The organism is Paraburkholderia sp. SECH2, assembly GCF_030464795.1.
Lineage (GTDB): Bacteria > Pseudomonadota > Gammaproteobacteria > Burkholderiales > Burkholderiaceae > Paraburkholderia > Paraburkholderia aspalathi.
In genome coordinates, this window is the sequence record NZ_JALPRH010000003.1 from 345179 (window position 1) to 365890 (window position 20712).

Below are 20712 nucleotides of genomic sequence, written 5' to 3' on the forward strand. Positions count from 1 at the left end.
AAAAGATTGCCTGAATAGTATCACCAAGCCACGCATGCACGTCATATCCTCGGGGCATATCAAATCCCTACGGAGACAGTCATGGCGTTGAAAATCGACGATTTGCCGGGCGCAATCCGGCAAGCGAAAAAGGAGCTGCGCGCGGCGTTGCCGGACTACCGGCAGGTCTTTGCCGAAGTCGAAGAAGCGATCAGCACCGAGGCGAAGCGAATCGCTACGCAGCGGGATCGTGGAGAAGACGTCATCCCCGAGATTCAGTTTTCCGACATCGCCGAACAACGCGTCACCGCGGACCAGATCGCGCTCGTCAAGGCGCGCGGTGCATGCGTGATCCGTAATGTTTTTCCCCGTGCGCTGGTGCAGGGTTGGGACGAGGATATTGCCGACTATGTCGAGCGCAATAATCTCGACAAGCACCTGGAAAACCGCGCTGAAGACAAATACTTCGGCCAGTTGGCGTCCAGCAAACCGCAAATCTATGGGGTGTACTGGTCGAAGCCGCAAGTGCTGGCCCGTCAGTCGGCGTCACTAACCGAAGCACGTGTATTCCTGAACCGGCTATGGCGCAATGAGAGCGGCGGTCAGGTGCACTTCGATCCGGAGCGCGTGCCGGTCTATGCCGATCGTCTGCGCCGCCGGCCGCCAGGCTCCGCGTCGCTTGGTCTGTCGGCGCATTGCGACGGCGGGTCAGTCGAGCGCTGGATCGAAAGCAATTTCCGGAAGGTGTATCGCCACGTGTTTGCCGGGAACTGGCGCGACTACGACGCCTTCGATGCGGCTTTCCGACCCGACGTGCAGGAGATCGCGTCGCCGGCCGTATGTTCGATGTTCCGCACCTTCCAGGGCTGGACTGCCCTGACGCCGCAAGGCCCGGGCGACGGCACGCTGCAACTCGTGCCCATCGCCAATTCGATGGTGTACATCCTGCTGCGCGCGCTTCAGGACGATGTCGCCGAGGACGATCTGTGCGGTGCCATGCCCGGACGGGCGCTGTCGATCAAGCCGGAATTTCATGCGCCTTTGTTCGAGGCGCTGTCGTCGATTCCCAAAATGGAAGCGGGGGACACCGTGTTCTGGCACAGCGATGTCATCCATGCAGTCGAAGACGAGCACAGGGGAGCGGGTTACAGCAATGTGATGTACATCGCCTCGGCGCCCGCGTGCGCCAAAAACGACGCTTATCTGAAGCGCCAGTTGCCGAGCTTCCTCAAGGGTGAAAGTCCGCCCGATTTTCCTGCCGACCATTTCGAAGTGGATTTCACCGGACGCGCAACGGCTGACGACCTGACACCGCTCGGCAAGTCGCAACTTGGGTTTGATCTGTAGATCGGCAAGGACGTTTGACACGCATGAAAACGGGCACGCATGGGCGTTCGATTTAGCTTCGAATGCGCCGCTCGATCAAATAACGAAGACTTCGGAGACTGCAATGAAACGATCACTCACGTCGCTTGCGACGGGTATTACGCTGCTCGTGGCTGGAACACATGCTGGTTTGGCCGCTGAACAGCTTTCGGTACTGCACTGGTGGACCTCTGGCGGTGAATCGAAAGCGATCCGGGTGTTGAAGGACGATATGACCAAACAGGGCTATGAGTGGAAGGACTTCGCCATAGCGGGAGGAGCGGGCGCGGCGGCCATGACGGCGCTGAAGACGCAGGTCATTTCGGGAAACGCACCATCGGCCGCGCAGATCAAGGGTCCTCTGATTCAGGATTGGGCCGATCAGGACATGTTGGTCAGTGTCGATCAGTCCGCTACCGATTGGAAAGCGCATTCGCCATCGCAGATAGATAGCTCCATGAAGGCAGGCGGTCACTATGTGGCTGCACCCTTCTCGGTACACCGAATCAACTGGTTGTGGATCAACAAGGCCGACCTTGAAAAAGTTGGGGGCACGGCGCCCACGACATGGCCGGAATTTTTCGCGCTCGCCGACAAATTTCGCGCAGCGGGTATCACACCAGTCGCACATGGTGGCCAGCCATGGCAAGACATGACCATCTGGGAGACGGTCGTGCTCTCTCAGGGGGCGGATTTCTATCGGAAAGCCCTCGTTGATCTTGACCAGAAAACGCTGACTTCGCCGCAGATGGTGCAGGTGTTCGAGATCGTCCAGAAGATCCGCGGCTACTTCGATAAGGGCTACCACGGCCGTGACTGGAATCTCGCAACGGCAATGGTCATCTCCGGCTCGGGCGGCATGCAGTTCATGGGCGACTGGGCGAAGGGCGAATTCGCCAATGCGAACAAGAAGCCAGACACTGACTATATTTGCGCGGCCGCGCCTGGTACGTCGAATGCCTACACGTACACCGTGGATTCGTTCGCGTTCTTTCAGCAGAACGGTAAGAAGCAGGCGTCGCCTGGGCAGCTTGCGCTTGCAAAGACGATCATGTCCGTCGATTTCCAGCAGCAGTTCAGTCTCTACAAGGGTTCAATTCCTGTTCGGCTGGACGTACCCATGGACAAGTTCGATAGCTGCGCCCGGAAGTCATTCGCTGACGAGCAGGCCACGATTAAATCCGGTGCGTTCCTGCCTTCGTTGGCCTTCGGCAATCTTCAGTCTCCGGTTACCGCTGGCGCGATTACCGACGTCGTAACGAATTTCATGAACTCGAACGAGGACCCGAAAGAGGGCGTGCGCAAGCTTGCCGCTGCCGCGAAGATTAAGTAGACGGGCGTTGCGTGGCGGTCGGCTTGGAACCAATGGCTCCGCTCGACAAAGGAGATAAAGATGGATCCGGTAGCAAAGCGTAAATGGCCGCGTTCAGGGCTCGAGACAAGTGTGATGGGTTTCGGCGCCGCGCCGATCGGCAACATATTCAGGCCGATTAGTGAAGAGGATTCGGCTGCGTTGATCAAGGCAGCGTGGGACGCCGGCGTGCGCTACTTCGACACCGCGCCGATGTACGGACACGGGTTGAGCGAAGCGCGCTGTGGTCAGGGGCTGCGCTGGTATCCACGCGACCAGTTTGTGCTGTCCACCAAGGTTGGTCGCCTGCTGAAGCCGCGCAAACGCGCCGAGATCAACTTTGACCCGTGGGTTGACGGGTTACCTTTCGAAACCGTTTTCGACTACAGCTATGACGGCACGATGCGTTCGATCGAAGACAGTCTGCAGCGTCTGGCGCTGGAGCACATCGATATTGCGCTGATTCACGACATCGACGTATTGACACATGGCGAGCGTCAGTCCGAGATGTTCGAGGCGGCGATGGCTGGCGCGTCGAAAGCACTGCTGAAACTCCGTGACGAAGGAGTTGTGAAGGCGGTGGGGCTCGGTGTCAACGAGTGGCAGGTCGCGCACGAAGCGATTCGCCGGCAGGATTTCGACTGCCTGTTGCTGGCTGGACGCTACACCTTGCTCGAGCAGGAGGCGCTGGACGGTTTCCTGCCGCTGTGCGAAGAGCAGCAGGTGTCGGTCATTCTCGGTGGCGGCTACAACAGCGGCATTCTCGCGACGGGTGCGGTGCCAGGCGCGAAATACAACTACGCACCCGCGCCGGAAGCCATTCTTGAGCGCGTGCGCAAGATCGAGCAGGTATGTCAGGAATACTCGGTGCCGCTCAAAGCGGCGGCGCTGCAATTCGTTCTCGCCCATCCCGCGATCCCGACCAACATCCCCGGCGTGCGTACGGTTGCGCAGCTGGACGACAACCTGCAAACCTTCCGCGCTGAAATTCCACCGGCGTTCTGGGCCGAGCTGAAGCGCCGGGAACTGATCCGGCAAGATGCGCCGACTTCTCCGGTTGATATCCTTTAGCAAGCTCGCATACTATCTGTGCTCTTACTAGAGGATCTCACATGACCGACAGTACGCACGCCACCGCCTCCTATAGCCAGGAGACCACCGCATCGGCAGGAGTAATCTGGGCATTCTTCGAGGCCGTTTCCGGTTGGAAGAATTGGAATACGGGTGTCCACGCCTGTTCTATCGACGGTCCTTTCGCTGTGGGCTCATGGCTAACCATGACGCTTCCTGACCAGGAGGTGATCAGGTCGCAACTCGTCGAAGTCGACGCGCAGCACCTGTTCACAGACGAAACGAGGCTTGGCGACGTTGTGGTTCGCGTGGTGCATGAAATCGAACCACTACCTGGCGGGGGCAATCGCATCAGCTACAAGATCAGCGTAGTCGGAGAAAATGCTCAAGATATTTGCGCTGGCGTTTCTTCCGATTTCCCTGAAGTCTTGTCGGCGCTGGTCGCCCAGGCGGAAAGTCGGACAACGAAGTAGAACAGGCCGCCGGCCGGTCACAGCGCCATACCACCGTCGATGGTGAGGCTGGAGCCGGTCATGTAGCCTGACTCCTTGCGGGCGAGGTAGGCGACCAGACCTGCAATTTCATCCGGATCGCCGGCGCGCTTAAGCGGAATGAGCGGCTTGATCGCCTCGATATGATCGGCGGTCATGTCCGTTACTGTTGGCCCGGGTTGAATGTTGTTGACTGTAATGCCCCGGCTGGCCAGGTCAACGGCGATACCTTTTACCATGACAGCAACCGCAGCCTTCGTCATTGAGTAAACGCTCGAGCCCGGATGTCCGCTACGCACCGCTGTGTTGCTGCCGATCGTAATGATCCGGCCGCCGTCAGTGAGACGCGCAGCCGCAGCCTGGATGGCAATAAAGACACCACGCACGTTGATGTCCAGCATGCGGTCAAGATCTTCCACGCTCACCGTCGCAATGTCGCCAAGCTTCAGGATGCCGGCGTTGACGATGGCGATATCCAGTTTTCCGAAGTGATCCACGGTCTGCGCAACGGCGGCCTTGATCGCTGCCGGATCCGCGCTGTCCGCTTTGATTGCAAGGCCAGATTGTCCGGTGGCGTCAATTGCCCCGACCGTTTCTTTCGCTCGCTCCGGCGCCGACACGTAGGTGATCGCTACATCGGCGCCCTCACTGGCGAGACGTCTCGCTGCAGCCGCGCCAATGCCGCGCGAGCCGCCAAAGACAATGGCAACCTTCCCGGTAAGTCCATAGTTCTCGTTCACTAGTATCTCCGTTGTTGACAGATCAGTCCATAATTGGGCGTGCAGCAACCACGTCAGGCTTTTACTGCCTAGCGCGGTCTGAAACGGTTGATTGCAAATCTGGCCTGTGCGCGCAGATTCCTGGCATCGCTGCCGGCGCGGGCGGCGAGCTGAATACCTTGCATTGTCATCTGCACAAAGGCCGCGGCTTCGCGAGCCTCGATGGTGGGGTCGACCTCTCCGCATGCCTGTCCCTCACGGATGCGTTCGACCAGGCATCTGAAAAGCCTTGGACCTACTTTGCTCCGTAGCATCACAAGCTCCGGATCCGCAGATCCAAATTCACTGACCGCGTTGACACCCATGCATCCGAGTGCACGTATGTCGTCATCGTCAGCAATGAGGCCAAGCAACAGCGCCTCGATACCGCCTAGTGGCGATGCACTGTTTTTCAGGCGCTCCAGGTGGCCGGCATTGCTTTCCCGTTGATATCGCTCCAGCGCTTCGAGGTAGAGCTTCCGTTTGTCACCAAACGCGTTGTAGAGGCTCTGGCGCCCGATATTCATGGCCGTGAGCAGGTCTTCGGTTGAAGTCGAGGCGTAACCTTTCGCCCAGAACACGCGTGTTGCGTGATCCAGTGCCTCGTCGCGATCGAACTCTCTAGGTCTAACCATGACTCGAGGATATGAATTATGGACTGATATGTCAATAACGACGTTTTGCTACTGCTGCAGACGTCGGAGACGGTACAGTAGGCCTTCTTCGATGCGCGGTATTCTCCGTCATGAAAGAGCTACCCTATTCACCACCGCGCTTTCAGTCGAATACTTGCGAAACATGGCAATGCATCCCGATCCCCGTCTCGCCATTCTTGCTGACCTTGAAGCTGTCGAGGAAATCGTTCGACAGGCCTACTCGCCTTATATTTCTCGTATCGGGCGGCCGCCGGGACCGATGCTGGATGACTATGAAGTCTTGATCTGCGAGGGCAGAGTCTATGTTGCCGAGTTGGAGGGCGCCATACAGGGCATTGTTGTGCTCATCCCCGAGCAGGACGCGATGCTATTGGACAACGTGGCAGTAGCGCCTTCCGCCAGGGGAACAGGACTAGGTCGCAGCCTGCTGGAATTCGCTGAGCGCTCAGCCAGAGCAGCCGGCTATCGCGTCATCAGGCTCTACACGCACGAGACCATGACGGAAAATATCGCGCTTTACTCTCGCATCGGCTATGCCGAGACGCATCGGGCGGAGGAGAAAGGTTTAAAGCGGGTATTCATGGTTAAGCAACTGGCCTGACCATTGATGATGTCGGTCCCACGTGAGTACTTCTCACGCCGGTGAGCGGGTGGCCCAGCCCGCCAATCAAGGGTTTCTCCGCATCTGCCAAAGCCAACTAAAGTATTGACAGGGATGGCAATTATGCTAGCCTTGCATTAATTGATTGACTATCAATTAATGCGGGACGCAGGGGATCTCACACGCTCCGCGGATCACGAAACCGGATTCGCCAAGGTCACGTCAATTATAAATAGTATGACTAACAAAATTGGAGATGCAGATGAAGAGCTGTTGCCTGGCATTGCCGCTTGCGCTGACCTGTCTGGCTGCGCACGGACAAAGCAGCGTGACCCTCTATGGGATCATCGATCTAGGTTTGACCTATACAAATAGCGCACAGACCGGGAAGGTGGCCGGGCGCCCTGTCGGTGCAAGTCAGTTCGCCTTAACGGATGCGCACGCCACAGGTCTTAGCGGCAGCCGGTGGGGCTTGCGCGGAACGGAGGATCTGGGCGGCGGGCTAAAAGCGATTTTCGTGCTTGAAAACGGTTTCTTCGCCAACAACGGAACGCTGGCGCAAGGCGGCGCCGAGTTCGGCAGGCAGAGCTGGGTTGGGTTGTCGTCGCCGTATGGCACCGTGACCATCGGACGACAATACGATCCCTACATCGAATTCCTGCAACCGCTTGCAGCCTCCGGGACTTTCGCAGGCTACATGGGCTCCCACCCGGACGATCTCGACAATCTCACCAACACGAACCGCACCAATAACTCGATCAAATTCACGACGGTGAAATACGGCGGCTTCAGTGCGGGCGGCCTTTACAGCCTTGGCGGTGTTGCAGGGAATGCAACGCAGAACCAGATCTGGTCACTCGGTGCCGGCTATTCAAATGGCCCTCTTTCTATCGCAGCGGGTTACTTCAACGCACGCGACCCGAACGTGTCCCTTTACGGCAATACACCGAACAAGGGCGTTGCGACGGTAAACAATATTGGCTCGTTTGGCTCCGCGACGAGCGCAGAGTCTATGCCCGTCTACGCCGGTTATGCGTCGGCCAAGACGACCCAATTCGCCGGTGCGGCGCTTGCGTATACCGTGGCGAGCACGACAATCGGCATCGTCGTTACCAATACACGCTTCGAGAATCTGGGCTCGACTATCGGGCCGAATCCTCTTAAATACACCGGCAACGCGAACTTCACGAACGCGGAGCTTAGCGTACGCACTTACGTCACGCCGGCTTTGCTCGTCGGCACCGCGTTCGATTACACCAAACGCAATTCGGTCAACGGCGACGGCGGCGCCAAATATCTGCAACTCGATTTCGGCGCTATCTACAGTCTCTCGAAGCGCACTGATCTTTATGCTCTGACGGTCCTGCAACGCGCGACGGGAGTGGACTCGCTGGGACAGGCATCGGTTGCGAGTATCAGTGGATTCACGCCGTCAGCCACCAACAGCCAGATCGGCGCGCGGCTTGGCATCCGGCACAAGTTCTAGGCGCTTGCGGATAAGGCGGCTTGCCGCCTTATCTTGCCTTTTTCTTGCTGGCTGGACGCACGGATGCGGTCTTCAGGGTATTCGTATTCGCCCATTGCTCGAAACCGTCGAGCAACAGCCGCAAGCCCTCCTGGAAAGCCTTGTCGGAGTCGAGCGATGCAAACGCGGGACCCACCGCAGTGGCTGCCGGGTAGCGCTCTCGCGAAACGCTGGCGAACTTGTCGAGAATGAAACCCTTGTGTTCGGCTGGTGCCTGTCGGCCGGCCACGGCGACGCTGCTCGCGAGCAGGAACTGGGCTAGCAGGTGATAGGCGAGTGCCGCTGAATCGGTCGTGAATCCGCCCTGCAGGAATGCTGAAACGATGTGATCGAACAGCACCATGCCGTAGTCGGTCTCGCCGGCGGGCACCTCCTGAAACAGGCGAAAGCGGTTATGCGACACCACGTACAGGCTGATACCAGGCCATTCTGTCGCGAGCGAAAACGTGACGTTGGAGATACCCACGACGTCAGCTCGCCAGTCCCCCGTCAGTGGGGCGAGCCTTTCCACGCGCTCCCGATAGTACTTGTTCAGCACCCCAGAGATGAGATCGTCGCGGCTGCCCAGGTAGTAGTGGATCAGGCCCGGGGCGACGCCGAATTCCTTGGCGAGCTGGACCATCGATATCTGGTCGAGTGACATGCGCTTCGCCATTTCGGCGGCGCGGTCGATCAACACGTTGCGCGAGAGCATCGGCTCGGCGCCGATCGGAGATTCGACGCGTGGAGGGCGCCCTCGCCGACGCGGCGTTGCTTCCGTTTGCAAGACTGGTTTTGCTTTTCTTTCCATGCTGTTGTGCGAGCGTTCACGCGGGAGATTCAGTGTCGTGCAAGCTTACACGCAATATTTAATTGACACTATATCAAATAAAGCCTAACCTAATTGATAGGGGTGTCATTTAAAGGAGATGGGCGTGGAACAGGCAGTTCTTCCTCAGGTCACCGCGGGCCTACGCGGTGCAAACTGGGATCCGGCGCTGATGCGCCGGCCCTACACAGTGGTCCCGTATTCGCTTCAAACCGCCGACGGTCAGGCGACACTCGGCTTTCTCTTCACGAGAACGGGCAAGGAGACGTGCGTGGTCTCGATCATGCATCCGCGGGAAATGTCGGTAACGCACTACCTTGTGCCGACGATTCTCGACGCGGGTTGCGCATGCTGGGTGCAAGGCCCGCGCTCGATCGGAAACGACCTGCGCCTCGAACATGAGATCGCGCTGTTCGATGTCGCGGCCGGGATGTCGCATCTTCGCCAGTCGGGGTATGAGTCAGTCGTCATGCTGGGCAATTCCGGCGGTGCGGCGCTCTATGCCTTTTATCATCAGCAGGCGATGCTTCCCCCAGAGCAACGGATCGAAAAAACGCCGGGGGGCCGGCCGACCGGCCTGGACAAGCTCCCCATGCAAAGTGCCGATGGATTCGTATTCGTTTCGCCCCATCCGGGCCAGGGCGCGCTTCTGATGAGCGGTATCGATCCCAGCGTTATCGACGAAAGCGATCCGATGGCGATTGATGAGTCACTGGACCCGTTCTCGGAAGCCAATGGATATGATCCGCGAACCCGCCAGGCGCAATATTCCCCGCAGTTCGTGAGTCGCTATCGGGCGGCGCAGCGTCAGCGCGTAGAGCGTATCGACGGCATCGCCCGCGCACTGATCGAGCGGAAGCAGCAGGCACGCACGCGCGTGAAAACCGGTTCCGCAACCATGACCGACAGGCGCCTTGCTGCCTATGCTCCGATTTTCCAGGTCTGGCGAACGGATGCGGATCTTCGGTCGTGGGACATCAGCATGGATCCGTCCGATCGCGTGACCGGTTCGCTTTGGGGTAGCGATCCCTTTACTTCGAATTGGGGAAGCGTGGCTTTCGCTCGCACGGTGACGCCGGAATCATGGCTTTCGACATGGTCCGGTATCTCGTCGAATGCGTCGCTCGAGAAATGCGCGCCCTCCATCAACCGCCCGATTTTGCTGATTGAATATACGGGCGATCAATGCACCTTTCCCGCGGACATCGACGCGATTTACGCATTGCTCGGCAACGACGACAAGCAGCGCGTCCGGGTGAAAGGAAATCATCACGGCATGGCGCTGGCGCCCGACGAGGAATCGGGGCGTGTGGTCGCCGGACGCGTTATCACGGCCTGGTTGAAGAAGCGTTTCGACCCAACACAAAACAACGCATAGGCCGCGGAGGAAACATGGAGGAAGTCATGCAAAGGAAAATGTATCGGCCACGCACCGCGCTTGAAGGCGTACGTTACCAGGACCCGGCGACGCTCGAGCGCTACGTAACCCAAGGTGTGTTGCCCGAGCAAAGTCTCGCCGCGGCGCTGCGCGAAGCATTTGAAAAGCACGCTGACCGGATGGCGCTGCTCAGCCCGGAGGGAAACATCAGCTATCGTGAGCTGGATGATCTGACCGACCGGTTCGGTGCTTCGCTGCTGAAGATGGGCGCGCGGCCACTCGATCGCGTCGTCATGCAATGCGGCAACTGCAACGAGTTGCTGATCGCATTTTTCGGCTGCCTGAAAGCGGATCTGATTCCGATATGCGCGCTACAGGCGTTCCGCCGTCATGAGATCTCGTATCTGGCCAATCTGGCCGCTGCACGGATTCATCTGGTCCAGGGCGATGATCCGAAATTCGACGACGTCGCCTTCGCCGAGGAAATGCAGTCGGTAGCGCCCAGTCTTTCCATCGTCGTTCAGGCACGAGGCGAACAGCGCGGCATCGCGCAGACGCTCTGGTCCATGATCGCCGGTATGCCACGCGATGAAGCTCGTACGTATCTGTGGGGCGTCGACCACGACCCCTTTCAGGCGGCTGTTTTCCAGTTGTCCGGCGGCACCACGGGCGTGCCAAAAATCATTCCCCGCTTTCAGAACGAATATCTGCTGAACATGCGACTGGTGGGTGCGTGGAATCGGTACACCCAGGACGATGTCCTCTTCATGCCAACACCGCTGATGCACAACATGAATATGGTGTGCTTCTTCGGTCCCATCCTGCTCACGGGAGGCGCCGTGGTCGTTTGTCCCGACATCGCGGAGCCTACGTTGAGGCAGGCGATCCGTGACTATGATCCGACCTGGTATGGTCTTGCCGGCCCGATTTACTCGCGCATTGCCGAAGAACTCGTGGCCGCAAGGCCGGACGTGAAACTCAAACGCAAACTGACTGCGCCGAAGAATGCCTCGGGTCTGTCGACGGCTTTGGGCTCGCCGTGCTATCACATCTTCGGCATGACCGAGGGGGTGATCATGTTCGCTCGTGAGGGCGATCCGCACTACGTACTCGATGAGTCCGTCGGCCGGCCGGTTTGCGAATGGGACGAAGTGAAGATCGTCGAGCCTGGCACTGAAGACGAAGTCCCGGATGGCGAAGTCGGCGAGGCGTTGTTTCGCGGCCCGTACACGATTCGCGGCTACTACCGGTCCGAAGAGCAGGACGTCCATCGATTTACCGCCGACGGGTTCTATCGCTCGGGTGACCTGATGAAGGCCGAGGTCATAGACGGCCAGCGCTACTTCTTCTTCCGCGGCCGCACCAAGGACGTGGTCGATCGCGGCGGCGAGAAGATCAACGCCGAAGAACTCGAGAACCTGATCAACCGGCACCCTGCTGTGCTGGCCTCGGCCGTGGTCGGCATGCCTGACCCGGTGTACGGCGAGCGCGTCTGTGCGTTCGTCGTGCCGCGCCTGACGGGCGCCACGATCGGGTTGTCCGCGCTCACAGCCTTCCTGGAACAGGAAGGCGTCGCAAAGTTCAAGTGGCCCGAGCGCATCGAGAACGTTTCTGAGTTTCCGGTCACCGCATCCGGAAAGCTCAGCAAAGTGCTGCTTCGTAACGGACTGATTGAGCGGCTTCAGGCCGAACAGTCCGCCAGCAACGTTTCCAACGGATAAATGTCATGACCCAAAGTTCTTTGAATAGTCTTGCGCAACCGGTGCTGCGCGGCGTCCATCACACTGCTCGTCCTACCTGGAAGCTCGAAGAGACCGTGCATTTCTATCGCGACCTGCTCGGCCTTCCGTTGTTGCATGCCATCTCGGCACGAGGCTGGGGGCCGGTGGATCACGCCGACTTTCTGCACTTCTTTTTCGATAGCGGTAACGGCAGCACGATTGCGTTCTTCTACTACATCGGCACCGAGCAACCTGCACATCTCGAACCGTCCGAGCACTATCAGAGCCGTGCGACGCACACGGCATGGCAGGTCAAGGATGATGCGGAATTGAAGGCTTGGCGCGACCGGGTCGAGGCCGTCGGCATACCGCTGCGGTATCAGGTGCGTCATGAAGTGATCGAATCGATCTACTTCAACGATCCCAACGGTTATCCGATCGAAATCACGTACCAAACCCGGCCGTTCGACTCGGCCGACGCCAATGACGCAACCCGTACGATCGAAGCCGCGATCGATCAGGAGCGTGCAGCTGCAACAGGCGAAGCGTTCCCTTCGATCGATGCAGTATGGCAACGGAAGGGCGGCGCGCTCGACGCATCGGCCGCGGCGACAGATGTCGCGTCGATTTTTGTGCTCGACGTGCCTGAGTTTCGCCCGCTTGTCGATGTCGCGTCCAAAGACGCGAGATACCGGACGTCGGCAGTCGACGGCAATTACATCCGCATCGATGGCAATCCCACCTTGCAATTCTCGCGCAAGGAACTCGGTTTCAAGCCGGCCGTCTGGTACGGCGCGTTGACCGGGGGCTTACGCGGGCACATCGAGCGTTTCGATGCTGACCTACTGGTCATCGAACCGTCGGAGCGGCCATGAAAATCGATATCGTGGGCGGAGGCCCGGCGGGCCTGTTCCTTGCCATTCTTGTCGCGCGCAAAGTGCCCGACGCGCAGTTGCGCATCTACGAACAGAACCCGCGTGAGGCGACCTTCGGCTTCGGTGTGGTACTGGCCGACGCAGGGCTGGCAAAGCTCAACGACGCGGCCCCGGATGTCTGCGCCGACCTGGTCGCCGAGATGACGTTCAGCGCGCGCCAGACAATCGTATCGAGCGAGACGCCGATCACCGTGCAACGTCCCGGGCAGGGCGGCGGCGCCATCCCTCGCATCGCCTTGCTGTCGGTCTTGCAGCGATACGTGGAAGAGCTCGGAATCGAGATCGAGTACTGTTCGCGAGTCGATGATATCGACGCACTGGACGGCGATCTGATCGTCGGTGCCGATGGTGTGAACTCACGCGTGCGAAGCGTCGCTGAGGAAAGTTTCGGGACTTCCCGCTATTCGCTCGCGAATCACTTTGCGTGGTACGGCGTGGGTCGTGCGTTCGAGTGTCCGGCGCTGATATTCCACAAACATGCCGGCGGATACTTCGTCGCGCACTACTACCCGTATTCGGATTCGATGAGCACGTTCGTCGCCGAGTGCGATCACCGCACATGGATCGATCTCGGCATGCAGGCGATGACCGACGATGCCCGCAAAGCGCTGTTCGAGGAAGTATTTGCAAACGAACTATCAGGCGATCCGCTTATCTCGAACAATTCCAACTGGCGCCAGTTTCCGGTGATACGCAACGCGAACTGGCACGCGGGCAACCGGGTGCTGATCGGCGACGCACTCGCGAGTGCGCATTTCTCAATAGGCTCGGGCACGCGCATCGCGATGGAAGACGCCATCGCACTCGCCGAGGGAATTGCGCTCCATCCCGACAATGTCACCTCAGCGCTGGCGTCATATGTCGATCTGCGAGAACCTCGCAAGCGCTCGTTGATCGAGGCGTCCAAGGCATCGTTCGAGTGGTATGAACGCATTCGCGAGTGGATGGACGGCTATTGTCCGCACGAATTCATCTATCAGTTCATGACACGGACGGGACGTGTGGATGGATTGAGGCTTCGCGACCAGTACCCCGAACTGTTCAAGGAGCTGGAAAACGCCGGCGTCGCGGTTGAGGTGGAGCGCCTGCCATGATCCACAGCAGCGAATACGTGTTGAGCGATGAGCCCTTTGTGATCCGGCGGACCGTACGCTGGAGCGATTGCGATCCCGCGGGCGTTGTCTATACCGGCCAGTTCTCGACGTATGTGCTCTCAGCCGTCAGCCTGTTCAGCGACCACATGGCGGGTCGTGCCGGCAAGTCGCTTGGACAGGCACACGGGGTGGGCACGCCTTGCCGGGGCATGTCGCTCGACTTCATCAAGACGCTTTGGCCGGGCGACGAGATCGATATCGAATGTTGGATCGGCGAGATCCGCAGGCGCTCGTACGACATCCACTGTCACGCTTGCACGCTGAATGCCGAACCGGTTTTCGACGCACGTTTTTCCCCCATTTGCGTGCGCACCGATGTGCGCGTGGCGACGGACATCCCCCCTTCTTTGCGTGCCGTTCTTAGCCGGCACGCCCGAATCACACCCGAATTCAAAGAAGCGCAGAAATGAACCATCGCATTGCCGGGCGCGGGCGTTTATCCCGGCGATGACAGCGGGCTTTCATGCGTCACGGAGCGGCGCGTGCGCAAGACACGCGTCCAGACAAGAACTACGTGGAGACAGACAATGACACAGCACGCAACGGAAGCAGGCGGGCGGCAGATATATATCGTGACCGTGATTGGCGTCGCGCTCGGCATGGCGTTCGGCTTTGCCGCCATCTTCATTTCGACCAACGGCGTGTTCATACCAGCCGTTGTGCGTGATTTTCACTGGGGACGTGCCCAGGCAGCAGAGTCTTACGCGGCATCCATGCTCGGACTTGCAATCGTCAGTCCTCTCGTGGGCACCCTGATGGACCGCTTCGGCGTGAGGCGTGTGGTGTTGGCATCAGCGTTCGTCTTCGCGCTGGCACTTGCGTGCATGGGCTTGCAGGACGGGCATCCGGTCTGGTGGATCGTGCTCTCGCTCGTGATCGGCATGTCGGGCGCCGCGACCTCCGTTCTCGGCTATCTCGCGATATTGCCGCAGTGGTTTGATCGGCGGCTGGGCCTTGCCATTGGCCTCGCAATGGTCGGACTAGGGATCGGGACCATCGTGATGCCTGCCCTGTCGCAGTTCCTCATCACCGGCATTGGCTGGCGTGGTGCGTATCAGGTGCTCGCGGGCATGTCGCTCATGGGCGCACTGATGGCGTTCGCGCTGACGAAGGAGAAGAAGGGGTCCGGCACGACAACGCGCGAGCACGCCAGGGACGTGAATGTCGGCGATGCCTCACCCCACGCCGGTACGAAGCTGTTGCGCATTGCCGTGATCTTTCTCTCGGCGTTTCTTGCCTCGACGGCGGTACTGTCGCTTGGCCCTCATCTTCCTGCTCTTCTGATCGATCGCGGCATATCGGCTCACGATGCGGCGCGCAGTGCCTCGCTCGTAGGATTCGGCATTCTCATCGGCCGCCTTGTGTCCGGCATACTGGTGGATCGTGTGCATGCACCGATTGTCGCTTGCCTCTTCTTCGCGGCCGGCGCTACCGGATTTGTTCTGCTAAAGCAGTTCGACAGCTACCCCAGCGCACTGTGTGCCTCGGTGCTCGTCGGGCTTGCAGTCGGCGCAGAGGGCGACCTTCTCTCGTATATGGTTCGCTCGTATATCGGTCTGAAACGCTTCGGCCTGTTTTACGGGATCGCGTTTTCGGGCTACGCATTTGGCGCCGTGCTTGGACCGATCGCAGTCGGGCGGTATTTCGACTTGCGGCACAACTATGGACTACCGCTGCAAGCCGCGCCGTTTCTGCTGCTTGCCTCCGGCGTTCTGCTGCTGTCGCTTGGCAGCTATGTGAAGCCCGGAACACGGGTTGGCGGTGCCCTGAAACACGCAGCGGTCGACTGACGTGTCAATGCGGAAGCCCTCCGTACTGGAGGGTGTTGATGCGGGCTTGCGGGTCTCGGATTGATACAGGGCAGCACCTTTATACTCGACGCTCATGTGCGTGCCGGCCGATTGAGCAAGGTTCTGAGAGGCTATCCGTTAGATCCTCGCCCTGTGTCCATTGTGTATATGCCCAATCGAACCAGGCCAAAACGGGTCGACATTTTCATCGACTGGTTAGTCGATTTGTATTCGGTTCATCTCGACGACTAATTTCACCCAGTGATTTTTACGCCAAGTTAATGGCGATCCGGCTAACCTGATAGCAGATAACGCATAGGAGCCGCTATGACTCGCGCGCTGGTTGGTCTACGGACTCTTCTCGGACTGAGTAAAACGCTGCCCCATGGCCGGTCGCGGGCCGCACCCGGCCGCAATGTGATGATGCGCGTCACCCTGGACGCCCAACACGCCACGCCGTTGCGCCAGGCGCTGATCCGCGATTGCGGCGATCAGCAATGGACCATTCGCGTTGCGCCGCTGCACGGAACGGGCCGCGTGCGCCTATCGCTCTACTTGCCCAAGGAGGCAGTCAACAGCGCAATGCAACGCCTCGCGCATCTGGCGCCGGCCGCCGAGGTGGGGCAACTGCTTGAAATTCCCGATGCGCCCACGGAGGCCTGGCGGGATTTGATGGATGGCGGGCCGCTGCCGCGCGCCGACTCGCCCGCCGATGGCGCTGAAGCAGCCGAAAAAGGTGACACCCTTGCGCAACTGCTTTCGCCACATCATGTTCTGCTTGGTCTGAACGTGGCTGATCGGGAAACACTGTTTGCCCAGTTCGGCCGTTTCTTCGAACAGCACTATGGACTACCGGCAACGTCCGTGACTGCGGGGCTCACTGCACGTGAGGCGCTAGGCTCGACTGGCCTCGGTCAGGGTATTGCCGTTCCGCACGGTCAAATACGAACGCTGCGCCAGGCCATGGCATTTTACGTCCGGCCCGTGGCGCCGATTCCGTTCGATGCTCCAGACGGCAAGCCGGTGAGCGACGTGGTCGTGCTGCTCGTCCCGGAATGGGCGAACAGCACGCATCTGCGGCTGCTGGCCGATGTCGCGCAGCGCTTTTGCGATCACCGATTCCGCGAGCTGCTGCATGGCTGTCTCGAGCCGCGGGCTGTGTGCCAGTTGTTCGCAAGCTATGAGGAGGCGGATAGTGCGGAGCGCGCTACTCCGCACGGTGATCCTGCCCGTCATGCCGGTGCAGTGGGCAAGGGGGGCCGCGCGCACAGCTAGGATCGCTCTCAGGACCGCTTAAGCAGCGCTTGCTCAAAGCCAGGTGCCACCCTGCCGTTCACTCGGCTCTTCTGTGAGCGCATCGAAATCGTGAATCCAGTCCAGGTGGTTCAGCACGCTGTCGCGCGCGCCGAGGCGGGCGTTGCGGGCCTGCGCGGCCGGCCCGTCGGGCAAATGCAGCACATCCGCCGTGGTGATCGACGCGTACTGCACCTTGCGCGTGCGGCCCCGGCGCAAGCGCTCGTAGGCTTCCTGCGCCTCGCGCCAATTGCCTGGACCCGCAGAGCCCAATTGAGCGGCCAGCACCACGGCATCTTCAATCGACTGATTAGCGCCCTGGCCGTGATGCGGCACAAGCGCATGCGCGGCATCGCCGATCAGCGTCACGCGGCCTTTGCTCCAACGGCCGAGCGGAGGACGGTGGAACAATCCCCAACGCTGACTGATTGGCACTGCCGTAATCATCTGCACGACGGCCGGATGCCAGTCCTTGAAGAGGCGCAGTTGTTCGCCTTCGCTGGCGGGCATGACCCACTCGCGTGACGGCCACGGCGATGGATGACGCTCGACCAGCAGGAAATTCTGGTCGCCTTTGTCGCCGATGGGATAGTGCAGCAGATGGCCGCCGGGTCCGACCCAGAACTGGATGGTCTCGGGATCGGGCAGCAGGTCCATGCGTTCAGCCGGCACCACGCCGCGAAAGCCCGAGCAACCCGAATACAGTGCGTCGTCATAGCCAAGCATCCAGCGTCGCGTGATCGAGCGCGCCCCGTCGGCGCCGATCACGAGGTCGGCGTCGACATGCTGACCGTTATCGAACGCCAGACTCACGCGATCCGGGTGCTGCACGAGATCGACCAGCCGATGGCTGAGCTTGATGCGCTCAAGGCCGACAGCTCTCGACAGCACAGCCTGCAGATCAGCACGATGAATGCCCCAGTACGAGCCGCCGAACAGCTCGCGAGAGCTGGGCGTGCCACGATGATGACCGATGACCGCGCCGCTGCGTCCGTCGCGATAGACGAGGCCCGGCACCTCCGCGCACACCTTCTCGAAGTCCGCACGCAATCCCATGCGTTCGTAGAAGCGCGTCGCGTTGGCCGAGAGCGCGACGGCCGCGCCCACTTCGCGCAGCTCGTCGGTCTGCTCGTAGAGTTGCGCATCGATTCCGCGCTCGCGCAGCGCGAGCGCAAGCGTAAGGCCGCCGACGCCGGCGCCGACGATCGCAATCTTTAGATCCATCTGCTTCATGACTGTGTCTCCGATATCCAGATTTATGGTGTGGGCCGCCATGGCATTTCCGGATGCCATGGCGAATGCGGGTGCCGTGTCAGTATTTTCAGCACTAGACCTTCATTCCTCAATAAGATGAAATGAATCTGCTTCATCACTGGATTGAATGAGACCTGGACGTGCGTGAGTTATGGAACTGAGCGAAATCGACCTCAATCTGCTGCTGCTCTTCCAGCGGCTGATGCAGGAGCGGCGCGTGGCGACCGTCGCCGAGCAGATGAACATGAGCCAGCCCGGCGTCAGCAACGCGCTCGCCAAGCTGCGCCGCCGGCTTGGCGATCCCTTGTTCGTGCGCGGGCCGGGCGGCGTGGTGCCCACGCCGTTCGCGCTGCGTCTGGCGGAACCGGTCTCGCAGGCGCTCGCCACGCTGCACGCCGCACTCAATCCGGTGACGGGTTTCGATCCGCAGCGCGCGATGCGCACCATGACGATCGGCATGACCGATATCGGCGAAGTCGTTTTTCTGCCCGCGCTGCTCGAACGACTGTCGCGTGTCGCGCCGGGCGTCGCACTCAATACCGTGCGCGATACAAGCGTCAATCTGAGCAACGAGATGGCCGACGGCCGGGTCGATCTGGCCATTGGCTTGCTGCCGCAACTCAAGGGTGGTTTCTATCAGCGCCGCCTGTTCGATCAGCGCTATGTGTGCCTGTTCAGGCGCGGCCATCCGCTCGAGGACGCGCCGCTCACGCTCGCTGCATGGCGCGAAGCTGAGCATCTCGTGGTCGTGGCGGCTGGCACGGGGCACGGGCAGGTGGACGAATGGCTGAAACGGCGCGGCGTACGGCGCCAGGTGCGGCTGACGGTGCCGCACTTCATGAGCGTGGGCTACATCCTGCAACGCACCGATCTGATCGCCACGGTGCCGGAGCGGCTTGCCCTGCAACTGGCAACGCCTTTCTCGCTCAGCCTGCGCGCGTTGCCCATGACGCTGCCCGCCGCGCCGATCCATCTGCTCTGGCACACACGAGTCCAGCACGACGAGGGCAATCGCTGGCTGCGCGAGGTCGTGGTCGATCTGTTTGCGGACACGACAACGCCTGTCCGCAAAGCAGGGGGCAGCAAAAGAAATAGCACGCGCGGCTGAGGCCGCGCGAGTAGTCCCTATCCCTTGAAAGGCAGCGTACTGGAGAACGCGTCTATCTCCATCGCGCGCGCGGCCAATCGGGCAAGCTTGGGAAAAGCAGCCGGATGCACGACGTCGGGCATTAACGCCAATGATGCGCATTGCCAGGTAATCACGACTATCACATCGGCTTGAGACAGGGCATCGCCCACCAGCCAGCCATTACCGGCTCTCGACTCGAGCATCTGAAATCCCGCCAACGCCTGCTCGCGCAGCGATGCGACGATCGTGGCGATCTGATGCTCGGGCGGACGGATCGACTCGTCATACATATCGCTGAGCTTTCCATAGATCGCGGATGCGATACCAATGAACTGCAAGGCGTCGCGCCGATTCACGCCGGAGGGTACGAGCAATGCGCGTTCTGCGCCGACTTCTTCGTGCAGATATTCGATGATGGCTGTGCTGTCGTAGAGAACCGTGCCGTCGTCGAGCGCGAGCGCCGGCACCTTCACCATCGGGCTGTACGGGCGGATAAGATCCTGCTGCTCATAGGCGTGATAGGGGAGATGCTCGAACGGCATGCCGAGCAGCTTTAGTGTGATGCCGACCCGGCGGGTATAGCCGGAAAACCATGGACCGATAAGTTTCATCATTGACTCCTCGAAATGGACTGCGTTGGGGTTCGCGCTCGTTTAGAACGCTTCTTTGAAGGGGCGCAGATCGAGTTCGTGCGTCCACGCGGAACGGTGCTGGCGGTGAAGCGACCAGAAGGCATCGGCGATGGCGTCGATATCGAGCAGTCCATCGGGGCCTTTCTGTTGGACATGCTCAGTGAAGCGCGTATGCACGCGTTCTCCATCGATGCCGCCGTCGATCACGACATGGGCAACGTGCAGCCCGAGCGGGCCGAATTCGCGCGCCATGCTTTGAGCGAGCATGCGCAAGCCGGCCTTGCTTGACGCGAAGTGGGCGAAGTTTGGTAAGCCTCGAAGTGCACCCGTCGCCCCGCTGAAAAGAATCGACCCTCGGCCCAGGGGTACAAAGCGCCGTGCGGCTTCGCGACCCACGAGAAAGCCGCCAAAACAGTTGAGCCGCCAGAACGATTCGAAGACGTCCGCTTCCATCGTCCGCAGATCCAGAGGCTGGTTGTTGCCTGCGTTGTAGGCAATGAGGTCGGCACTGCCGCCACGCTCGTCTGCTCGCATGGCGACGTCGAACAAGCGGATCACATCCGCTTCGTTCGTCACGTCCATGACGACTGTGCTTGCCGAGCCGCCTGCCTCGACGATGCTTTCGCGCACCCGTTTGATTTTCGCTTCGGTGCGTCCCGCGATGACGACATGACGCCCCTCGGCGGCGAATCGACGAGACAGGCCCGCGCCGAGCCCTTGCTCCGGCCCGACTCCGATAACCACCGCCTTTGGGCGGTCCGAGGCATGCGTTTCTCTAGCGATAGACATGAATATTTCCCTGTTCAAGATGAACTTCGGCG

At 60.1% G+C, this 20712-nt stretch carries 20 protein-coding genes and 1 pseudogene; 15 read left to right on the plus strand and 6 right to left on the minus strand.

Annotated elements, in window-relative coordinates; translation table 11 throughout:
• Positions 1-81 precede the first annotated feature (81 nt).
• The 4 genes from M0D66_RS08700 (at position 82) to M0D66_RS08715 (ending at position 4239) form a co-directional block, all read left to right on the plus strand.
• Positions 82-1326 (plus strand): DUF1479 domain-containing protein, encoded by a 1245-nt coding sequence (locus tag M0D66_RS08700; protein ID WP_266210578.1) that lies wholly within the window; start codon positions 82-84, stop codon positions 1324-1326.
• Positions 1327-1429: 103 nt separating this feature from the next.
• The gene (locus tag M0D66_RS08705; RefSeq protein ID WP_266210579.1) at positions 1430-2677 is read left to right on the plus strand and encodes an ABC transporter substrate-binding protein; all 1248 of its coding nucleotides are present in this window, start codon (positions 1430-1432) and stop codon (positions 2675-2677) included.
• Between the two features lie 60 nt (positions 2678-2737).
• Positions 2738-3766 carry an aldo/keto reductase gene (locus M0D66_RS08710; RefSeq protein WP_266210580.1) on the plus strand — a complete coding sequence of 343 codons (1029 nt, stop codon included), beginning with the start codon at positions 2738-2740 and terminating at the stop codon, positions 3764-3766.
• A gap of 41 nt (positions 3767-3807) precedes the next feature.
• On the plus strand, positions 3808-4239 hold the full coding sequence (locus M0D66_RS08715; RefSeq protein ID WP_200652253.1) for an SRPBCC family protein: 432 nt from the start codon (positions 3808-3810) through the stop codon (positions 4237-4239).
• Between the two features lie 17 nt (positions 4240-4256).
• Here M0D66_RS08715 and M0D66_RS08720 read toward each other — a convergent pair whose 3' ends face one another.
• Together M0D66_RS08720 and M0D66_RS08725 are read right to left on the minus strand one after the other, a co-directional pair.
• Positions 4257-4997 (minus strand): SDR family NAD(P)-dependent oxidoreductase, encoded by a 741-nt coding sequence (locus M0D66_RS08720; protein WP_211702650.1) that lies wholly within the window; start codon positions 4995-4997, stop codon positions 4257-4259.
• 68 nt (positions 4998-5065) lie between these two features.
• Complete coding sequence (locus M0D66_RS08725; protein WP_266210581.1) at positions 5066-5650, minus strand: TetR/AcrR family transcriptional regulator; 585 nt, start codon at positions 5648-5650, stop codon at positions 5066-5068.
• 91 nt (positions 5651-5741) lie between these two features.
• On the opposite strand from M0D66_RS08725, the gene M0D66_RS08730 reads away from it, so the two are divergent.
• Together M0D66_RS08730 and M0D66_RS08735 are read left to right on the plus strand one after the other, a co-directional pair.
• Positions 5742-6272, plus strand: a complete 531-nt coding sequence (locus M0D66_RS08730) for a GNAT family N-acetyltransferase (protein WP_266210582.1) — start codon at positions 5742-5744, stop codon at positions 6270-6272.
• Positions 6273-6534: 262 nt separating this feature from the next.
• Positions 6535-7758, plus strand: coding sequence for a porin (locus tag M0D66_RS08735; RefSeq protein WP_266210583.1), 1224 nt, complete (start codon positions 6535-6537; stop codon positions 7756-7758).
• 28 nt (positions 7759-7786) lie between these two features.
• Here M0D66_RS08735 and M0D66_RS08740 read toward each other — a convergent pair whose 3' ends face one another.
• The gene (locus M0D66_RS08740; protein ID WP_200619881.1) at positions 7787-8491 is read right to left on the minus strand and encodes a TetR/AcrR family transcriptional regulator; all 705 of its coding nucleotides are present in this window, start codon (positions 8489-8491) and stop codon (positions 7787-7789) included.
• A 385-nt stretch (positions 8492-8876) separates the two neighbouring features.
• Here M0D66_RS08740 and M0D66_RS08745 point away from each other — a divergent pair, with 385 nt between their 5' ends.
• The 8 genes and pseudogenes from M0D66_RS08745 (at position 8877) to M0D66_RS08780 (ending at position 16858) form a co-directional block, all read left to right on the plus strand.
• A complete protein-coding gene (locus M0D66_RS08745; protein ID WP_308112677.1) occupies positions 8877-9983 on the plus strand; it encodes an alpha/beta hydrolase in 1107 nt (368 codons plus the stop codon).
• A 26-nt stretch (positions 9984-10009) separates the two neighbouring features.
• Entirely contained in the window at positions 10010-11704 is a 1695-nt protein-coding gene (locus M0D66_RS08750) for an AMP-binding protein (protein ID WP_093633118.1), read from the plus strand.
• 5 nt (positions 11705-11709) lie between these two features.
• Positions 11710-12579, plus strand: coding sequence for a VOC family protein (locus M0D66_RS08755; protein WP_266210584.1), 870 nt, complete (start codon positions 11710-11712; stop codon positions 12577-12579).
• A complete protein-coding gene (locus M0D66_RS08760; protein ID WP_266210585.1) occupies positions 12576-13733 on the plus strand; it encodes an FAD-dependent monooxygenase in 1158 nt (385 codons plus the stop codon). Before M0D66_RS08755 ends, M0D66_RS08760 begins: the two co-directional genes overlap by 4 nt.
• A gap of 17 nt (positions 13734-13750) precedes the next feature.
• Positions 13751-14203: a thioesterase family protein gene (locus M0D66_RS08765; RefSeq protein ID WP_266210586.1), complete on the plus strand. Its 453-nt coding sequence runs from the start codon at positions 13751-13753 to the stop codon at positions 14201-14203.
• A gap of 117 nt (positions 14204-14320) precedes the next feature.
• Positions 14321-15583 (plus strand): MFS transporter, encoded by a 1263-nt coding sequence (locus M0D66_RS08770; protein WP_266210587.1) that lies wholly within the window; start codon positions 14321-14323, stop codon positions 15581-15583.
• Between the two features lie 57 nt (positions 15584-15640).
• A pseudogene (locus M0D66_RS08775) lies at positions 15641-15835 on the plus strand (LysR family transcriptional regulator); the annotation flags it as partial.
• Between the two features lie 75 nt (positions 15836-15910).
• On the plus strand, positions 15911-16858 hold the full coding sequence (locus M0D66_RS08780) for a PTS sugar transporter subunit IIA (RefSeq protein WP_266210588.1): 948 nt from the start codon (positions 15911-15913) through the stop codon (positions 16856-16858).
• A 33-nt stretch (positions 16859-16891) separates the two neighbouring features.
• Here the strand turns inward: M0D66_RS08780 and M0D66_RS08785 are convergent, their stop codons facing one another.
• Complete coding sequence (locus M0D66_RS08785; RefSeq protein ID WP_200619887.1) at positions 16892-18109, minus strand: FAD-dependent monooxygenase; 1218 nt, start codon at positions 18107-18109, stop codon at positions 16892-16894.
• A gap of 172 nt (positions 18110-18281) precedes the next feature.
• Between M0D66_RS08785 and M0D66_RS08790 the strand changes: the two genes are divergently transcribed.
• Positions 18282-19238, plus strand: coding sequence for a LysR family transcriptional regulator (locus tag M0D66_RS08790; protein WP_266210589.1), 957 nt, complete (start codon positions 18282-18284; stop codon positions 19236-19238).
• A gap of 17 nt (positions 19239-19255) precedes the next feature.
• Here M0D66_RS08790 and M0D66_RS08795 read toward each other — a convergent pair whose 3' ends face one another.
• Together M0D66_RS08795 and M0D66_RS08800 are read right to left on the minus strand one after the other, a co-directional pair.
• Positions 19256-19873, minus strand: coding sequence for a glutathione S-transferase family protein (locus M0D66_RS08795; protein WP_266210590.1), 618 nt, complete (start codon positions 19871-19873; stop codon positions 19256-19258).
• A 39-nt stretch (positions 19874-19912) separates the two neighbouring features.
• Complete coding sequence (locus M0D66_RS08800) at positions 19913-20680, minus strand: SDR family NAD(P)-dependent oxidoreductase (RefSeq protein ID WP_266210591.1); 768 nt, start codon at positions 20678-20680, stop codon at positions 19913-19915.
• Positions 20681-20712 lie beyond the last annotated feature (32 nt).